The sequence below is a fragment of the Serratia sp. JSRIV002 genome (assembly GCF_019968725.1).
Lineage (GTDB): Bacteria > Pseudomonadota > Gammaproteobacteria > Enterobacterales > Enterobacteriaceae > Chania > Chania fonticola_B.
Genome location: NZ_CP074143.1, coordinates 3,011,267 through 3,027,148 on the forward strand (window position 1 = coordinate 3,011,267; position 15,882 = coordinate 3,027,148).

Sequence of the window (15,882 nt, forward strand, 5' to 3'; positions counted from 1 at the left end):
GGGCATCACCATGGCCCGACATCGGTCATTTACTTGCGGTAACGGGGATAATCTCCGCCCCGCTTTCCGCCGTCCCGCTAGAAGCCTCAACCGTCATCGGAGCCTGGAAGCGCTTAAGCCGCAGCGCGTTGCCGAGAACAAAGACGCTGGAGAGCGCCATCGCCGCCGCCGCGAAGATCGGCGAAAGCAAAGTGCCGTTCCATGGATAAAGCGCACCTGCCGCCACCGGGATCAGCACCGCGTTATAGGCAAAGGCCCAGAACAGGTTCTGTTTGATGTTGCGGATCGTCGCCTGGCTGAGTGCGATAGCGTTCGGCACCCCGCGCAGGTCGCCAGACATCAACACTACGTCGGCCGCCTCGATAGCTACATCGGTACCGGTGCCGATGGCTAGCCCTACGTCCGCTTCCGCCAACGCTGGGGCGTCGTTGATACCGTCCCCCACAAAGGCTACTCGCGCCCCGTTGGCCCGGAACTTTTTCAGCGCAGCAACCTTGCCGTCGGGCAATACCTCTGCCGCAACTTCATCAATACCGAGCTGTTTGGCGATCGCCGCCGCCGTTGCCGCATTGTCGCCGGTGATCATCGCCACTTTGAGGCCCAGCGCGTGCAGCGCCTTAATAGCCTCTGGCGTGGTTTCCTTGATCGGATCGGCAACCGCAATAATCGCCGCCAGACGACCGTCGATAGCGGCATAGAGCGGGCTCTTACCCTGTTCACCCAGGCGCTGGGCGGCAGACTTGAAGCTCGCCACATCAAGGCCAAGCTGCGTCATGAACCGATCCGCACCGACGGAGACCACCCTGCCATCAACCTTGGCCGTTACGCCAAAGCCCGGCACGGCGTCGAAGCCTTCAACGGGGGCCAGCGTGATGCCTTGCTGTTTGGCGGCCAGCACAATCGCTTCGGCGATCGGGTGCTCAGAGCGGGTTTCAACCGCCGCCACCAGAGCCAGCGCTTCGCTGTACTCAAAACCCTTGGCGGGAACGAGATCGGTGAGTTCTGGGCGTCCTTTGGTCAAGGTGCCAGTCTTGTCGAGAGCAATAACGCTCACATCACGCAGCGCCTGCAAGGCTTCCCCCTTGCGGAACAACACGCCAAGTTCAGCGGCGCGCCCGGTACCGACCATAATTGACGTCGGCGTAGCCAGCCCCATGGCGCACGGGCAAGCGATAATCAGCACCGCAACCGCATTCACCAACGCAAAGGTCAGCGCCGGATCCGGGCCGAAGATCAGCCAGACCAGGAACGTCAGCGCGGCGGCAGCCATCACTGCCGGTACAAACCACATGGTCACCTTATCGACCAGCGCCTGGATCGGTAGCTTGGAGCCCTGCGCTTCCTCAACCAGGCGGATGATCTGCGCCAGCACGGTATTGGCCCCAACCTTGGTGACGCGGAAGCTGAAAGCGCCGGTCTTGTTGATGGTGCCACCGACAACGGCAGCGCCTACGCCCTTCGATACGGGTAACGGCTCGCCGGTGATCATGCTCTCATCCACATAAGATGCCCCCTCGACGACCTCGCCATCGACAGGGATCTTCTCCCCTGGACGAACGAACACCACGTCACCTGTGGTCACCTGATCGAGCGGGATCTCAACGGTATCGCCGTTACGTTCAACGCGCGCGGTCTTTGCCTGAAGCCCGACCAGCCGTTTGATGGCCTGGCGCGAGCCTCCAACGTGCGCCCAAGCAGGATCAAGGTCACGATGACCGCGGCGGCTACGAAGTAAACGTTAGCGGTTCCCTTAGGCAGCACCTCGGGAATGAAAGTCGCCACCACCGAATAGCCGTACGCCGCTGCCGTACCCACCGACACCAGCGAGTTCATATCGGGAGCACCACGCAACAACGCCGGGATACCCTTGCGGAAAAAGCGCAGGCCCGGGCCGAACAGCACCAGGGTGGCGAGTACAAACTGTATATACCAGCTCGTCTGTTCACCTAAAACGCCTTGCACCCAATGGTGCATCGGGGGAATAAGGTGCGAGCCCATCTCAAGGATAAAGACCGGCAAAGTGAGAATGCCCGCAATCAGCAAAGAGCGGCGTAAGCCGCGCGCTTCATTCTCGCGGCGTTCGGTATCCTGATCGTTCACATTCGGCGTTTCGGCAGACAAACGATGTGCCTTGTAACCCGCCTGCACAACCGCCGCTTCAAGGTCAGCGGTGGAGATAACCCCGGCGAGGTGCCGTACCCGCGCACGCTCGGTCGCCAGGTTGACGCTGGCAGAGAGGACGCCTGGAAGTTGTGTCAATGCCTTCTCAACTCTTCCGACGCAGGATGCGCAGGTCATCTCTTCGATCGCCAGTTCCGTAGTCTCTTCACGGACGGCGTAACCGGCGCTCTCGATAGCACTAACGGTCGCTTGTAGATCGGCCACGCCGCTAAAGGTGACATCTGCCCGCTCGGTGGCAAGATTGACCGTAGCTGTTTGCACGCCAGGAACGGCTTTTAAAGCGCGTTCGACACGGCCAACGCACGATGCACAGGTCATTCCTTCGACCGGCAGGCTCAGACGAGCCGCTTGATTGGAACCTGATGGGACGAAAACGGAAGCCATGGTTCTACTCCTGGGAAGTTTCGGTAACAAAAAGCTTAAACCTTCCCACCAGGGGAAGGTCAAGGTCTGTTAGCAATCAGTTCCGTGGGGGAGTGAGCAGGGTTATCGCTTTGACCTACATCTGATTATTTAGCCGCTAAATGAGATTGAGGCGATAATATAAGCGAAATAGAAAGCCCCATTAATAAATAGCATCCACACTTTCAGATTTTTGTTTCTGGCGTTGATCCACAGCCAAAATGCCGATGAAAGCGTAATAAACACCCCGATCAGCACTTCATGCCGGGGTTGCCATGGCGTCAATAATATCCCGATGGCGGGTAATATGGTGCCTTGGAAAACCATTGCGCCGGTAATATTGCCTAATGCCAGAGTATCCTTCCCTTTGCGTATCCAGAGAATGCTGTTCACCTTCTCTGGCAATTCGGTAGCTATAGGAATGATAATCAATGACAGTAACAACACAGAGATGCCAAGCTTTTCCGATACTGCGGCAACGCCGTCTATAAAACCTAAAGCCCCCGCCACCAATACGCCCAAACCAATTAAAGTTTGCAGGATGATGGTGAATAGCGTGGTGGGCAATCCCACTCGGGATAAGAACATGACGTTATCTGCTGCGGTTCCATTGCCTTCAGCCACTAATTTTTTCGACGCGTGTAAGGTTTTTACCATGTAGGTGACATAAAGCAAGACCAACAACACGCTGACGCCCATCCTGGCGACTTTCATCTCTACAGGAATGAACAAGGCGATCGCGGCTAACACAAAAGCCAGCAGGAAGAAATGCGTATCCCGTATAAACCCGCTGGGCTCTGGGACGATTGCCCCGTTAATACCCCGCCGTCTTACCACAGCCAGCGCCATCAAAAAGACCGACAGCGTAGACAGCATCAGCGGCGCGCCCAATATCGCCCCTACGCCAATCTCTTCGTTAACATTAGCCGCTGACGTGCCGGCAACCAGGGCCAAAATGGGCACCATGGTTTCAGGTAAGGCGGTGCCAATGGCGGCAAAAAGCGAACCGGTTACCCCTTCAGAGATCTTCAACCTTTCGCCAAGGTGCTCCAGGGCATTGGTGAAAATTTCGGAGGCAATCAATATGACGACTAAAGATATTGCGAGTTGGAAAAATGACAGCGTCATCCTTTAGCCCTCAATTCGCCAGGCTTTTGGGTGAGGTTAGTTGAGGGTAAAGCAGCAAAAAGAGACATAATGGAAATACCGACTGGACGTAGCAAACCATGGTGTAATATTCCTCGTCCAATCCAAAAGAAATATTACCCCTATGGTCTCGCCAATCTGATCGACGGATGTGCCACAGCAAGTTGCTGAGTATGTTGACACATCCTCCTTCATGATGAAGGAAGGCTACTCCCCAAATGAGTGGGGCAAGCTTAGTCGAACTGTCATGGCGCTGTCAAAGTCAATTACTCTACCGGTCTTTCACCAGGCGCAGCATTTGATAAATCGTCATCAACCGCTGGACTAATTGCGTGTGGTTATTGGAGCGAATACGCTCGGGTAACTCGTTTAACCCTGCAGACAGCTGCACCAGGCCATAGCCATTTAGCGCCTTGGCCAGGATTTCCACCCGCTCAATCCCGCGCCCTCCTTGATGCCGGATCCCCTGCTGTAGCCACTGAGCCAGCAACGTTTCGGTGTCTGCCAACGCTTGCTGCATGCCTGAGCGCTGTTGCAGATCGGCCTGGCGCTCCATCGGGAAAGGCTCAGCCTCATCGGCACACAGCGAGAAAATCTGGGTGTCACTGGCGACGGCTAACGGCTCGATAATCAGTTTGCCTGACGCGATCTTCACCCTGCCTGAAATCAACCGCGGCGAAGTTGCTGGCGTGAGCATTGCCCTGGCCAATACCTCGATAGCTTGAGGGGCAGCACTATCGTAATTTAGTGACACCGTCACCAAATTATCATTACCAGCCTCTCCGCTTAAGAGTTCAAGCTGCAAGCACTGCAAGGCCGGGTCCCAGCACCAGTCGAGCACCTCGCTAACCGGTAAAATATGCAGCTGTTCGATCGGCTGTCTCGGGCGTACAAAATCCGGCAATGCCTGCTGGAGATGACGCTTCAGCGCTGCCGCATCAGGCTGCCTGAGCGGTTCCCCCAGCAGCTCCCACGCACGGGCAGAGAGCGGCAATACGCTGGTATATTGCTTACCGCTGGCAATGTCCAACGCTCCGTTTGCCCGGCGTTTGGCGGCATTGGTGATCACCTGGCAGGCCGCCAGTTTTTTTACCGGGTGGCCGGCAATCCTGCGGCTGCCTATCGGCGTCGCCACGCCTTGTGGATCGCTATTTCTAGGCCACTGGCGTTCGATCACCATCAGCGCTTGGGAGTCCGGGTCGGTGTAGATCAGATCCACCCCTTCCTGCTGCTCGTCGGCCCAATAACGTGCACCGAGTGACACCAGTTTCAGATGTTCCAGTTGGATCTCACCTTTGACGCCCAGACCAAGAATTTCAGCCGCTGGAAGGCGTGGTAAGCTCTGCTGCTGCGCCTGTTGGTCCATGCACCTGGCCGCGACTAGCCGGGCGGAAAGCCCGCTGATGCGCTGCAAGAATTCGACCGGATGATAGCGGCTTGAACGATTATGCTGATCGGCCATCCCTTGCTGAATATCTGCCAGGCTTTCGCTTACCCAGCGCCACTGAAGCTGCTGGGCATGGCGACTCACTTCCGCCATCAGCGGTTTGATGGCCCTCTCTGGCTGGCTGCTGCCGTCCGACCACAGTTTGAGCAGCAATTTATCCAACGACGTTTGTAATAGCACCGCCTCTGGCTGGTCAAATAAGGCGTTTGCCTGCGCCTGTTCACCGTCAGGCAAGCGGATTTGCAGCGTTAACTGCTCAAAGTCTGGCTGGCTGATCTCGGCCTGTTCAAAACCCCAGACCGCCATCACAATATGTTCGCAAATCGTCTCCTGAATACAGTCACAGCGTGCATGGGCCAGGCTGCTACGGGAGAAAAACCGCACGTCACACATCGGTAAACGCGCTGACGGAGTGGCTTGCGCCCCGCTACCTTTGCTCAACTGCACTACGACGCTGCCTTGGATCAACTTTTTCGCCCGGCTAATGACCGAGAGCGGGACATCACTAAGCTGTTCACTAAATCTGGCCGGTGACCAAGCTGGTACAGGTTCTTGCGGCTGAACATCGTCAGCTTCTGGGGACAACCCGCTAGCATGTAACGCCTGATAGGCCAGGACCAGCATGACCCGATGGCGGCACATGCTGCTGGCCGGGCAGCTACAGGCCGCATCCCGCAAGGTTTTTCCTGGCGGAAAAGTGACTTGGTTGCCGTCGCCGAACCTGGCCTCAATACAGCCGTCGTCACGCTCTGTCAGTTCAGGCAGTTTTCCTTCTGCGACCTCTTTCTGCGCGCGCTTGACGAAGCCCGCGTTGCTTAACGCCATCAGGGCTTCCGGCGTGAGTTCGAGTAAATCGGAACGTTGAGTCATCCTTGTACCTTTTCTGCCAGCCAGGCCGCCAGTTCGCCGGGCGTCATGGCGCCAATTTGTGCGCCGACCGCGACCAGCCGGTTAGCCATATCACGATCGTATTGTGGATTGGCCTGATGATCCAACGCCGCCAGCCCCAGTACTTTGGCTCCGGTCTGAATGCAGGTACGCACCCGCCGGACCAGCTCACTTTCGCTGCCGCCCTCAAAGAAATCGCTCAGCAATACCACGATCGTGCGTTGGGGATTGGTGATGCAGGACTGGGCATAACCCACCGCCTTGGCGATATTGGTGCCGCCACCGAGTTGCACCTTCATCAGCAGTTCAACCGGATCGCTGACGTCTGCGGTCAAGTCCACCACGGCAGTATCAAAAGCGACCAACCGCGTTTGCATGCCCGGTAAATTCCACAGGCAGGCTGCCATCACTGCGGCATGGATCACTGAATCCACCATCGAGCCACTCTGGTCGACCAGCAGGATGATGTCCCAACGTTCACTATGGCGTTTAACGCGGCTCATAAACGCCGGGGTTTCGATAAACAGCTTGCCGTGCTGCGGGCTCCAGCGGTGCAGGTTTTCGGCAACGGTGCGTTTAAAATCAAAGTTACGCGCCACCTTGACCTGCGAGGGACGGCGCCGGTCGCGGCTACCGGAAAATGACTGGTGCACGTCACGCGCCAGGCGTTCCATGATCCGCCGTACCACTTCCGCCACCAATCGGCGTGCGGCGGCCAACACCTGCGGGTTCATCAAGTGTTTGGTATGTAACACCGCTTTTAGTAACGCTTCCGAGGGTTCAATACGTTCCAGCACGTCAAGATTGGTGACCACATCGTCAATGCCGTAGCGCTCAACCGCGTCCACCTCCAGCCGTTCGATCACTTCTTTCGGGAACAGCTGATGAATTTCATTAATCCACTCAGGCGTAGTCAGGTTGGACTTACCCAGGCTGGCTCCGCGCTCACCGCGGGCCAAACGTTCCGGATCCCGGCCATACAGCCATTCCAGGGCGCTATCAACTGAGCGATAGTGATCGTCTAATTCACCCAGCGAGGCTTCGGCGGCTTCGCCTAACAGCAAGCGCCAACGCTGTAACTCTGGGGTTAATTGATTTGCCATTACACCAGCCCCCATTGGCCAAGGATTTCCAGTGCCCGCTTTTCGGCCTGTTGCATTGCAGCAATCTCTTGCGGCGTTGCGGCAGTAATTTCGCGATTTAAGGACGAAACCGGCAAATGCACCGCCTGATGCAGCTCAAGTATCTGGCGGGCAAACTCACCGCGCTCCCTTGGTGGCAGCCAGGCAAATGCACCGCGCATCGCGGGTAAGGCCAGCAGGAAGTCTTCGTCGTCCAGTGCGGTAACCAACTGGTTCAGGCCGTCAACAAAGGTTAAATCCTGGGTCAACTGGTGGCGTGCCAACGCAATCAATCCGCTGAGCGCATCGCCCATTTTATTGGCTGCCAAGGTGGCCAGCAGCGCTAGCGGCTGTGCCATCACCGATGCGGTATCAGGCTGGGTGTCGTTCAGGCTGAGCAACGCACCCAATGCCGCACCACGGCTTAGCGGATCGGCATCGGTAGACGCGGCTTTTCTTTGCCAAACGGTGAGCGCGCGTTCGGCTTCCAGCACGGGAAATAACGTATTGCGGTCGGCATCAGGCAGCGCGAGCAGATCCCGCGTCACCAAGCGGATCGCCTGAAATGCCGCAATGTGCCGATGACTGTCGGCGGGGTTCACGCTGCCATAGCTTTCACATAGCCATAGTGCGCGGTCGAAGGTTATCTGGATCACCGTCAACAAGATCGCTGATCCTTGCATACCTACGCTTTCACCGTGGCGATACAGCGTGTGGGCCGCTTCCAGCGCGAAACCGAGGTCCTCAAAGCTCCCTTCCTGACTCACCGCCGCAGTAAGCTGTTCTACTATTCGGCTGCTGAAATCCGCCAGCCCGGCCAACGCCGCCTGATTCAGTAATTTAACCAGCGCCACCACTATCCCCTGGCTACCGTGCAACTCCAGCAAGGCTTCTTCCAGCTTGGCCAGTGCCGCATCGGACAGCGTAGCGCCGTAGGAGGCCGCCTCAATCAGCGCAGCAACCTGCTCAAGCGGTGCTCGAAGCTGCCAGTGTTCGCTCATTTCCCCCGACATGGCTTGCCCAACGCCCTTCAGGCAGTGAATGCCCGGGATCGCCAATAGCAATAACTGATGTAAGGCTCTGCTACGCTGGCGATCCTCAGGTTTAAGCAGGTCGAGTTTGACCTCTGAGGGGATCGTAATCGCCAACCGTTCTAGCTCGAGCTCCAGCGAAATCAACAACGGTGGGCGTGGCGTATTGGCCGCCAATTTACCGTGAGACTCTCCGGCCAATACCGCCATCATTTGTACCAGAATGGGCTCGGTTCCTGGCCGTAAAGGGCCGCGATAGGTCCACGGCAGCGGGACATCCATCGCCTCTTTCACCAGCGAACCGGCCATGGCATCCAGCCAGTCATTGCGTAACGGCAACTGATGGCCGCGCAGCCGCGCAAGTGCCTGAACCCGTAGATAAACTGCGCCCATATCAGCGGTCGATGCCGGAAGGTTAAGCTTGCGCAACCGCTCTAGTATGCGCTGGAAAGCGTATAGTCCTGCCTGCTCCAAGCCAAATTCCCACACCCACTGCTGAAACGCCGGTGACGGCATGCCCGAGGCATAGCCGGTGAAAGCATCCAGCCGCTTATAGCTGTAGGGCACCAAATAAGAGCCGGTGGTGTATTGAGTGTCGCCTTGCCAATCGTCAAAACATTGGCTTATAGCGGGCAGTTCAGGCTCATGTTCTTCACTGGGGAGGTTTTGCCACAGCTTCATCAAGGCGGGTGCGTGATAGCCGCCACACACCACTAACACGGCCCCGTCCCGTTGATCCATGGCCCAGCGGATCCAACGGGCCATCATGGCTTCACGATCCTGGTTCCCCTGCGAACCGGGAACCTCTCCGCGTAACCGTTTGAAATAGTGGCTTAGACGTTGCTCCAACTCCTGCACATCGCACTGATCTTCAAATAACCGATCCCAAAGCGCATCGCGCCCCTGAATGCCCAGCTCTTGGCTCAGTGCCTGTTCAAAATCCTCTGCCCGTTGCTGTTGTTCGGCATCGGCTAAATCGGCGTAGCGGTTAGCAATATCGGCAAACGCAACATGCCAGGCCGGCAGATCCATAAAGCGTATTTCCGCCTTGATCGCCCGCGCTTGTTGCAGCGCCTGCCACTCTGGAGAATGCTCGGCAAACGGTGACCAGGAACCTCTGCGCACGCCCTGCCCAGGCTGTTGCGGCACGCCATAGCTATAGATAGCCAGCGGCAGCTTATGAGGCAAAAACAGCTCATCAAGCCGGGAGTTGAAGTCCATCGGCCCTTCTATCAGCACGTAGCGCGGTTTCAGGGCGCTAATTCTCGCCGCTACCAGCCGGGCACAGGCCGGGCTGTGGTGGCGGATGCCAATGATTTCCGGTGATTTATTCATTACGCAGCGCCTTTAAGGCAAACGGTGTCTGGCTTGGTAATAGGCTCGCCAGTGGTTGCCGGGCTTTTTCGCGACCTTCTGCTCAAAATAGCGCCTGAGTTTTGCCCGATCGTCCGCATTGTCTTTAACCACCGTCCCGGCGATACATTCCACCAGATCGGCAGGCTCACCGCTGCGCTGTTCAAGAAACCATGCCCGCACCCCAACCGCATGGGCTACGTTCACCGCCTCGGCGGTCGACATCACGGCAGTTAACCGATCCATGGCGCTGTCGCCACCGCCTTTACCCGCTGATTTCTCACCGCCACGCAGATCGCGGAAGGTGGTGACCAGCAGCTCCAACACCTCGACGGGGACGGTATGAGGAATGGCGCTCTTTTCCAACAGCCGGTTGGACGCCGTAGCCACCAAATCCAGTTCCTGTTGGAAATCCATGATCGGAAATACGGTCTCAAAATCAAAGCGGCGCTTCAGGGCGGCACTCATTTCGTTCACGCCGCGGTCACGGGTGTTGGCGGTACCGATAATGTTGAATCCTTCCTGCGCATACAGCAGGTTATGGTCATCATTCAGCTCGGGGATGGTCATCACGCGATCGGACAACATGCCCAGCAGGCAGTCCTGCACTTCCAACGGCGCACGAGTGATCTCTTCAAAACGTACGATTTTGCCGTCGCGCATGCCTTGATAAAGCGGTGCCGGAACCAGCGCTTTCAGTGAGGGCCCTTCGTTAATCAGCATGGCGTAGTTCCATGAATACTTGATCTGATCTTCAGTAATCGATGCCCCGCCCTGGATCGTCAGGCTGGAAGTGCCAGAAATGGCGGTCGCCAGCAGTTCGGACAGCATGGATTTGGCGGTGCCCGGCTCACCGACCAACATCAGGCCGCGGCCAGTCGCCAGCGTCACCAGCATCCGCTCAATCGAGGCCACGTCGGCGACAATTTTGCGCTCAATGCCCAACTTTTCGTCACCCAGAATAAAGCGCCGGGCGGCATTCAGGCTCAGTGCCCAGCCCGGCGGGCGCGGTTGGTTATCCAACTCTGCCAACAGGGCAAGTTGTTCCGCGTATTGAGTTTCCGCTGGTGGCCGCTGCATTTTTTGTTGTTCAGACATAGGGATGGATTCTCTTGGTAGGCGGTACGATCCCGACATACGTCGGGATCAAGGCAAGCTTAGGCGCGCAGGGCTTCCATATCGCGGATCAGTTCGCTGATGACGATGTCATCCACAATAGTGAATGGTTTGCGTTCTTCGGTTCGCTGCCAGTAATACTGACCGTCATCGATCACCACCGTCTCCAGCGTCTGTTCAGGATATTCATCGACCATGCCCACGATAATGCAGGGTTCAAACGACAGGCTAAACCCTAACCGGCGATCGATGGGTTTGATAAAGTCCATGATTGCGCCGCCGTCTTGGGCATCGCCACGGCGCCAGCCTTTGTTAGCCAGCCCAAGAATACGGCCGGTGAATAGCGCCAGCGTCAAACCGAGCAAGGCCATTCCAACGAAATCAAAGCTCCTCTGTTTTGTTACCTGCTGCGGATCGGTTTGCGGGAGATAGCGATAAACGCAAAATAGCGCAACGCCCCCCAGCGGCAGGTTGATCAGGAAAATTGACTGCCAGCCGAACCCGGCAATCAAAACGCCACCCAGCGTAGGGCCAAGCGCGGTCCCCACTGCGGACAAGGTGCCAAGCAACCCCATCGCCCGTCCGACCTTATCCTTGCTGATGGTTTCACCAACTAGCGCCAAGGTGATGGCCATCATCACTGCTCCCCCTACCCCTTGCGCAACGCGGGCCGCAATCAGCCACCAGATGGTCGGAGCGACAGCACAACCCAGCGAGGCGAGCATAAACAGGCCCAGTCCGGCCAGTAACAACTTGCGACGGCTGATGATATCCCCCAACCGCCCGACGCCCACAATTAGCGTGGTGATCGCCAGCAGATAGGCGATCACCACCCACTGCACATCTTGAAACGAAGCGCCGAACACCTGCGCTAATGTGGGTAGGCTGACGTTGGTGATGCTGCTGCCTAGCGAGGAAAGCAGCGTTGGCAAGGCCAGGCTGATTAGCCCGCCACGCAGGGCTGAGGGTGAAAGAGATAGGACGTTTGGTGCGTCGGTTTTCATGGTGGTTGGGCTCCTGAATAAATTTTCAGTCAGCCTAGGGCAAACCATGACATGGCGGAAGACGCAGGGTATGCAGTTTATAAGTGCACTAAACGCCATGTGTAAGAGCGTGCGTCCTACGATAGAACATGTTCGATTTAGCAATACCTGTGAGCATTCTCACAACTCCGTGACAAAGCCGGGGGCGAGCAAAAAATAGGAACTGTATAAACAACCGCTGGCAAGCCACTCTTGGCGCTCTCGGTATACTCAAGGCGAATCAACCTGAGTGAGTAAGTAAAATGAAAACAACAGAAATCGTCTCAGACAGTTATGTGAAGGTCGGCGTACGGGAAAAGATGGGCTATGGCTTCGGCGATCTGGCCTCTAACCTGTCGTTTGGCTTTGTCTCCCTGTTCTTACTGTTTTTTTATACCAATATTTACGGCATCAGCGCGGTACAGGCGAGCCTGATCTTTGTGATCGCCCGTGTACTGGATGCGATTTTTAATATTTTTGTCGGTTACTTTATTGATAAAACCCAAACCCGGCACGGCAAGCTGCGCCCTTACCTGCTGTACGGCGCGGTGCCCTTGGGGATCTTGACGGTCCTGTGTTTCAGCACCTTCGACAGTGACTATAAATTTTATTACGCGCTGATCACCTACACCCTCTATTGCCTGGCCTACACGGCGGTCAACACGCCCTATTCGGCCATGACCAATATGCTGACTCAGCACGAAGGCTCGCGGGCTTCGCTGTCGGTTTACCGCTTTGTGTTGGCCATCGTGGGTTACTTGATTGTCTCGACCACTGCCGACATGCTGATTTCACAGTTTACCGATCAGAAGATGGGCTATGTGTTTGCCGTCAGCTGCTTTAGCCTGTTGGCCACCTTTTTCTTCCTGGCCTGCTTTGGCATGACCAAAGAGCGGGTGAAAAGCTTGCCAGATCAACAGGCTCCCACGCTTAAAGAGATGATCACCGCCGTTTCCGGCAACCTGCCGTTAATCCATCTTTCCCTGTTCACGGTGTTTTTCTATATCGCCTATACGGTATGGATGGCCATTGCGATCTACTTCATCAAATACACCCTGGGGGATGAAAGCTTTACCGCCAAATTCTTCATCATCCAATCTGCGGCCTATGTGGTGGGGACGGTGATTTCAGAAAAAATCATCAGCCTGATGGGCAAAAAGAAAATGGTCCAGTTGGGGCTACTGATCGGGATTGTCGGCTTGCTGTTCCAATACTTCCTGGCAGGAGATAACGCCTACCTGATTATGACCGGCGTGTGCCTGTACAGCATTACTCTGGGGATGGGCTTTGTCGCGATGTGGTCGATGATTGCCGATACCGTGGAGTATGCCGAATGGAAACACGGCGTACGTACCGAAGGGGCAATTTATGGCTTCTTTAATTTCATCACCAAAATTGCCATGGCGATTGGCGGCGGTTGTGCTGGCTTGATGCTCGATTACTTTGACTACTCGTCCGAGCATATCAGCGCCAACGCGCTCAACGGCATCAATATGATGATGACGCTGTTCCCTGGCCTGATGTTTGCCCTGGGGATGCTGTTTATCTTCTTCTACAAGCTGGATGAGCACACCTACCGAAATATCATTAAAGACATCGAATTGCGCAAAGCTAGCGCGCAGTAACCAGCAGGTATCCCTATGAAAAAAGATTTCCACGCCATCATTGCCGCCATGACTGCCGAAGAGAAAGTGGCGCTGCTCAGCGGTAGCGGCTTGTGGCGCACGGCCAGTTTCCCGCAGCATGGCATTAGCGACATTGTGATGACGGATGGCACCTACGGCGTCCGTTACAGCACCAGCCAGATCGAACAAGGGGAAAATTGGCATATTAGCGATTTTCTCGCCGTGATTGGGCAAAGCGCAGGCGAGGTAGAGCAGGAAGAACAAAAAGGTGGCTCTGAGGCGCTGTTCAGCAAATCCAAACCGGCTACCTGCTTCCCGAATGGTTCTACTCTGGCCTGTAGCTGGGACGTGGACCTGGTGTACCAAATGGGCGAGGCGTTGGCCAAAGAGTGCCAGGAGATGGGCGTCGGTATTTTGCTTGGCCCGGGTATCAATATTCGCCGCACGCCTTTGGCAGGCCGTGGCTATGAATATTACTCGGAAGATCCGGTGGTCAGCGGTGACGTGGCCGCAGCTCTGATCAACGGACTGCAGGACGGTGGCGTGGGTGCCAGCCTGAAGCACTTTGCCGCCAACAACTCAGAATACCGCCGTACCGAAATGGATTCGGTGGTGGAAGAACGGGCGCTGCGGGAGATTTACCTCTCGGGATTCAAGCGGGCAATCGACAAATCCAACCCCTGGACGGTGATGTCGTCCTATAACCGGCTCAATGGCGTGCAAACCTCGCAACACCACTGGTTGCTGACCGAGGTACTGCGCAATGAGTGGCGTTATGATGGGCTGGTGATGTCCGACTGGTACGGCATCAAAGACCGTCCGGCTTCTTTGCTGGCGGGTAACGATTTGGCCATGCCGGAAACCCAGCGTGATAAACAGGAGCTGTTGCAGGCGATCGAACGCGGAGAGATCTCTACAGAGGTTCTCGATACTGCCTGCTTGCGGATGTTAACGCTGATCAACAAGGTGCAGCGCCACCGCAAACCGGGCACCAAGGCCGATTTCCCGCAACATCATCGCTTGGCACAACAGTTGGCTGCCGAATCGATGGTGTTATTGAAAAACGAAGGGAATATCCTGCCGCTGCTAGCCAGCAAGAAAACCACCATCGCCGTATTGGGTAAACCGGCGCAGGAGCCGGTGATCCAGGGCTCGGGCTGTGCTACCACCGTGCCTTACATGCTCGATCGTCCGCTGGATGAAATTTTCGAGGTGGCTGGTAACGACTTCCAGATCGATTATGCCATCGGCACACCCGATGATAATCACGTCGACCCGCAAGCGCAGGCACATGCGGTTGAGCTAGCCAGCAAGGCGGACGTTGCCGTGGTGTTCGTCAGCACTGCCATTGGCGAAGATGGCGAAAACGGCGATCGCCGGGATCTGAATATCTTGCCTAGCCATGAAGCGCTGATCCGTGCGGTAGCCAAACGGCAGCCTAATGTGGTGGTCGTGTTGGCTAACAGCGATGCGGTGGTGATGCCTTGGCTATCAGACTGCAAAGCCCTGCTGGAGACCTTCTTTGCGGGCCAGGGCATGGGCCGTGCGGTGGCGGATATTCTATTTGGCCGGGCCAACCCCTGTGGCAAGCTGACGGTTACGGTGCCTAACACTCTGGAAGAAACTCCGGCCTGGCTCGATTACCCAGGTGAAAACCTGCGCCATCACTACAGCGAAGGGCTGTATGTCGGATATCGCTACTACGACCGACGTAAGCTGACGCCGCAGTTCCCATTCGGTTTTGGCCTGAGCTATAGCCAGTTTAGCTATGCCAAGCTGGCGACTTCGGTCACGGAACTTGAGGAGGGGCAGCCCTTAACCGTCAGCGTTGAGGTGACCAACCGTGGCGATCGGGCCGGTAAAGAGATCGTACAGCTTTACCTGACTGCACCGCAGGGAGATCTGGCACGTGAAGTCCTGGCGTTGAAAGCCTTTGCCAAAGTGCACCTTGAGGCGGGTGAAAGCAAAATGGTGACTATGACGCTCGAATGGCCGGACTTTGCCTGTTTCCATCCAGGCATGGCCGCTTGGGTGGTCGATCCTGGCGAGTACCAGCTTCACGTAGCGCGTTCTTCGCGGGATATTGCACTGAGCACGGTGGTCAAGCTGTGCGCCAAGCCCTATTATTTACCGCTAAAGGTGGATAATTCGTTGCAACAGCTGATCGCTACCCCGCCGGCTTTTGACCGCGTGGTGAAGTTATTGGTCAGCAAAAACGGCATGCCGGAGGCGCTGATGCGCGAAAAGCTCATCGCGATTGCTCCGGATCTGTTCTGCGGCCTGTTTATCGCCCTGACGGAGTTCCTGGCTATTGCTATTACTCAGCAGGAGTTGGAGGCTGTATTAGCGGAGCCTGCTGGGAGCCATTGAGCCGCCAGTCCCTCACCCCAACCCTCTCCCACAGGGAGAGGGAGCTGGTACGGTGATGTAATTTGGTTAAGAGCGATAGGTATGAGGTGTTGGTTCGATGCAAAGGTTGAACACAGGGATCACACGGTGGCACGGGCTGTCCCCTCTCCTTGGGGAGAGGGTTAGGGTGAGGGAGAAAGA

At 56.4% G+C, this 15,882-nt stretch carries 7 protein-coding genes, 2 pseudogenes and 1 riboswitch; of the genes and pseudogenes, 2 read left to right on the top strand and 7 right to left on the bottom strand.

The features are described from left to right. Positions 1-25 precede the first annotated feature (25 nt). The 7 genes and pseudogenes from KGP26_RS14230 to KGP26_RS14260 all read right to left on the bottom strand — a co-directional run. Positions 26-2,565: pseudogene (locus tag KGP26_RS14230) on the bottom strand (heavy metal translocating P-type ATPase). A gap of 129 nt (positions 2,566-2,694) precedes the next feature. Continuing rightward, on the bottom strand, positions 2,695-3,711 hold the full coding sequence (locus KGP26_RS14235; protein WP_223665612.1) for a sodium:calcium antiporter: 1,017 nt from the start codon (positions 3,709-3,711) through the stop codon (positions 2,695-2,697). Between the two features lie 150 nt (positions 3,712-3,861). Then, a riboswitch (yybP-ykoY riboswitch) is annotated at positions 3,862-3,958 on the bottom strand. Positions 3,959-4,000: 42 nt separating this feature from the next. Beyond that, positions 4,001-6,046 carry an SWIM zinc finger family protein gene (locus KGP26_RS14240; RefSeq protein ID WP_223665613.1) on the bottom strand — a complete coding sequence of 682 codons (2,046 nt, stop codon included), beginning with the start codon at positions 6,044-6,046 and terminating at the stop codon, positions 4,001-4,003. Continuing rightward, entirely contained in the window at positions 6,043-7,167 is a 1,125-nt protein-coding gene (locus KGP26_RS14245; protein ID WP_223665614.1) for a VWA domain-containing protein, read from the bottom strand. The genes KGP26_RS14240 and KGP26_RS14245 overlap by 4 nt, the downstream gene beginning before the upstream one ends. Then, positions 7,167-9,551, bottom strand: a complete 2,385-nt coding sequence (locus tag KGP26_RS14250) for a DUF5682 family protein (RefSeq protein WP_223665615.1) — start codon at positions 9,549-9,551, stop codon at positions 7,167-7,169. The genes KGP26_RS14245 and KGP26_RS14250 overlap by 1 nt, the downstream gene beginning before the upstream one ends. Positions 9,552-9,563: 12 nt before the next feature. Continuing rightward, a complete protein-coding gene (locus KGP26_RS14255) occupies positions 9,564-10,667 on the bottom strand; it encodes an AAA family ATPase (RefSeq protein ID WP_223665616.1) in 1,104 nt (367 codons plus the stop codon). A gap of 356 nt (positions 10,668-11,023) precedes the next feature. Then, positions 11,024-11,689: pseudogene (locus tag KGP26_RS14260) on the bottom strand (MFS transporter); the annotation flags it as partial. A gap of 281 nt (positions 11,690-11,970) precedes the next feature. Here KGP26_RS14260 and KGP26_RS14265 point away from each other — a divergent pair. Together KGP26_RS14265 and KGP26_RS14270 are read left to right on the top strand one after the other, a co-directional pair. Next, positions 11,971-13,332 carry an MFS transporter gene (locus tag KGP26_RS14265; protein WP_021177947.1) on the top strand — a complete coding sequence of 454 codons (1,362 nt, stop codon included), beginning with the start codon at positions 11,971-11,973 and terminating at the stop codon, positions 13,330-13,332. A gap of 15 nt (positions 13,333-13,347) precedes the next feature. Beyond that, on the top strand, positions 13,348-15,702 hold the full coding sequence (locus KGP26_RS14270; RefSeq protein WP_223665617.1) for a beta-glucosidase: 2,355 nt from the start codon (positions 13,348-13,350) through the stop codon (positions 15,700-15,702). Positions 15,703-15,882: the final 180 nt, after the last annotated feature.

Excerpts from the sequence above, each read along its gene's own strand:
- KGP26_RS14235 (WP_223665612.1), bottom strand. The coding sequence starts at position 3,711 with ATGACGCTGTCATTTTTCCAACTCGCAATATCTTTAGTCGTCATATTG.
- KGP26_RS14240 (WP_223665613.1), bottom strand. The coding sequence starts at position 6,046 with ATGACTCAACGTTCCGATTTACTCGAACTCACGCCGGAAGCCCTGATG.
- KGP26_RS14270 (WP_223665617.1), top strand. The coding sequence starts at position 13,348 with ATGAAAAAAGATTTCCACGCCATCATTGCCGCCATGACTGCCGAAGAG.
- KGP26_RS14255 (WP_223665616.1), bottom strand. The coding sequence starts at position 10,667 with ATGTCTGAACAACAAAAAATGCAGCGGCCACCAGCGGAAACTCAATAC.
- KGP26_RS14250 (WP_223665615.1), bottom strand. The coding sequence starts at position 9,551 with ATGAATAAATCACCGGAAATCATTGGCATCCGCCACCACAGCCCGGCC.
- KGP26_RS14265 (WP_021177947.1), top strand. The coding sequence starts at position 11,971 with ATGAAAACAACAGAAATCGTCTCAGACAGTTATGTGAAGGTCGGCGTA.
- KGP26_RS14245 (WP_223665614.1), bottom strand. The coding sequence starts at position 7,167 with ATGGCAAATCAATTAACCCCAGAGTTACAGCGTTGGCGCTTGCTGTTA.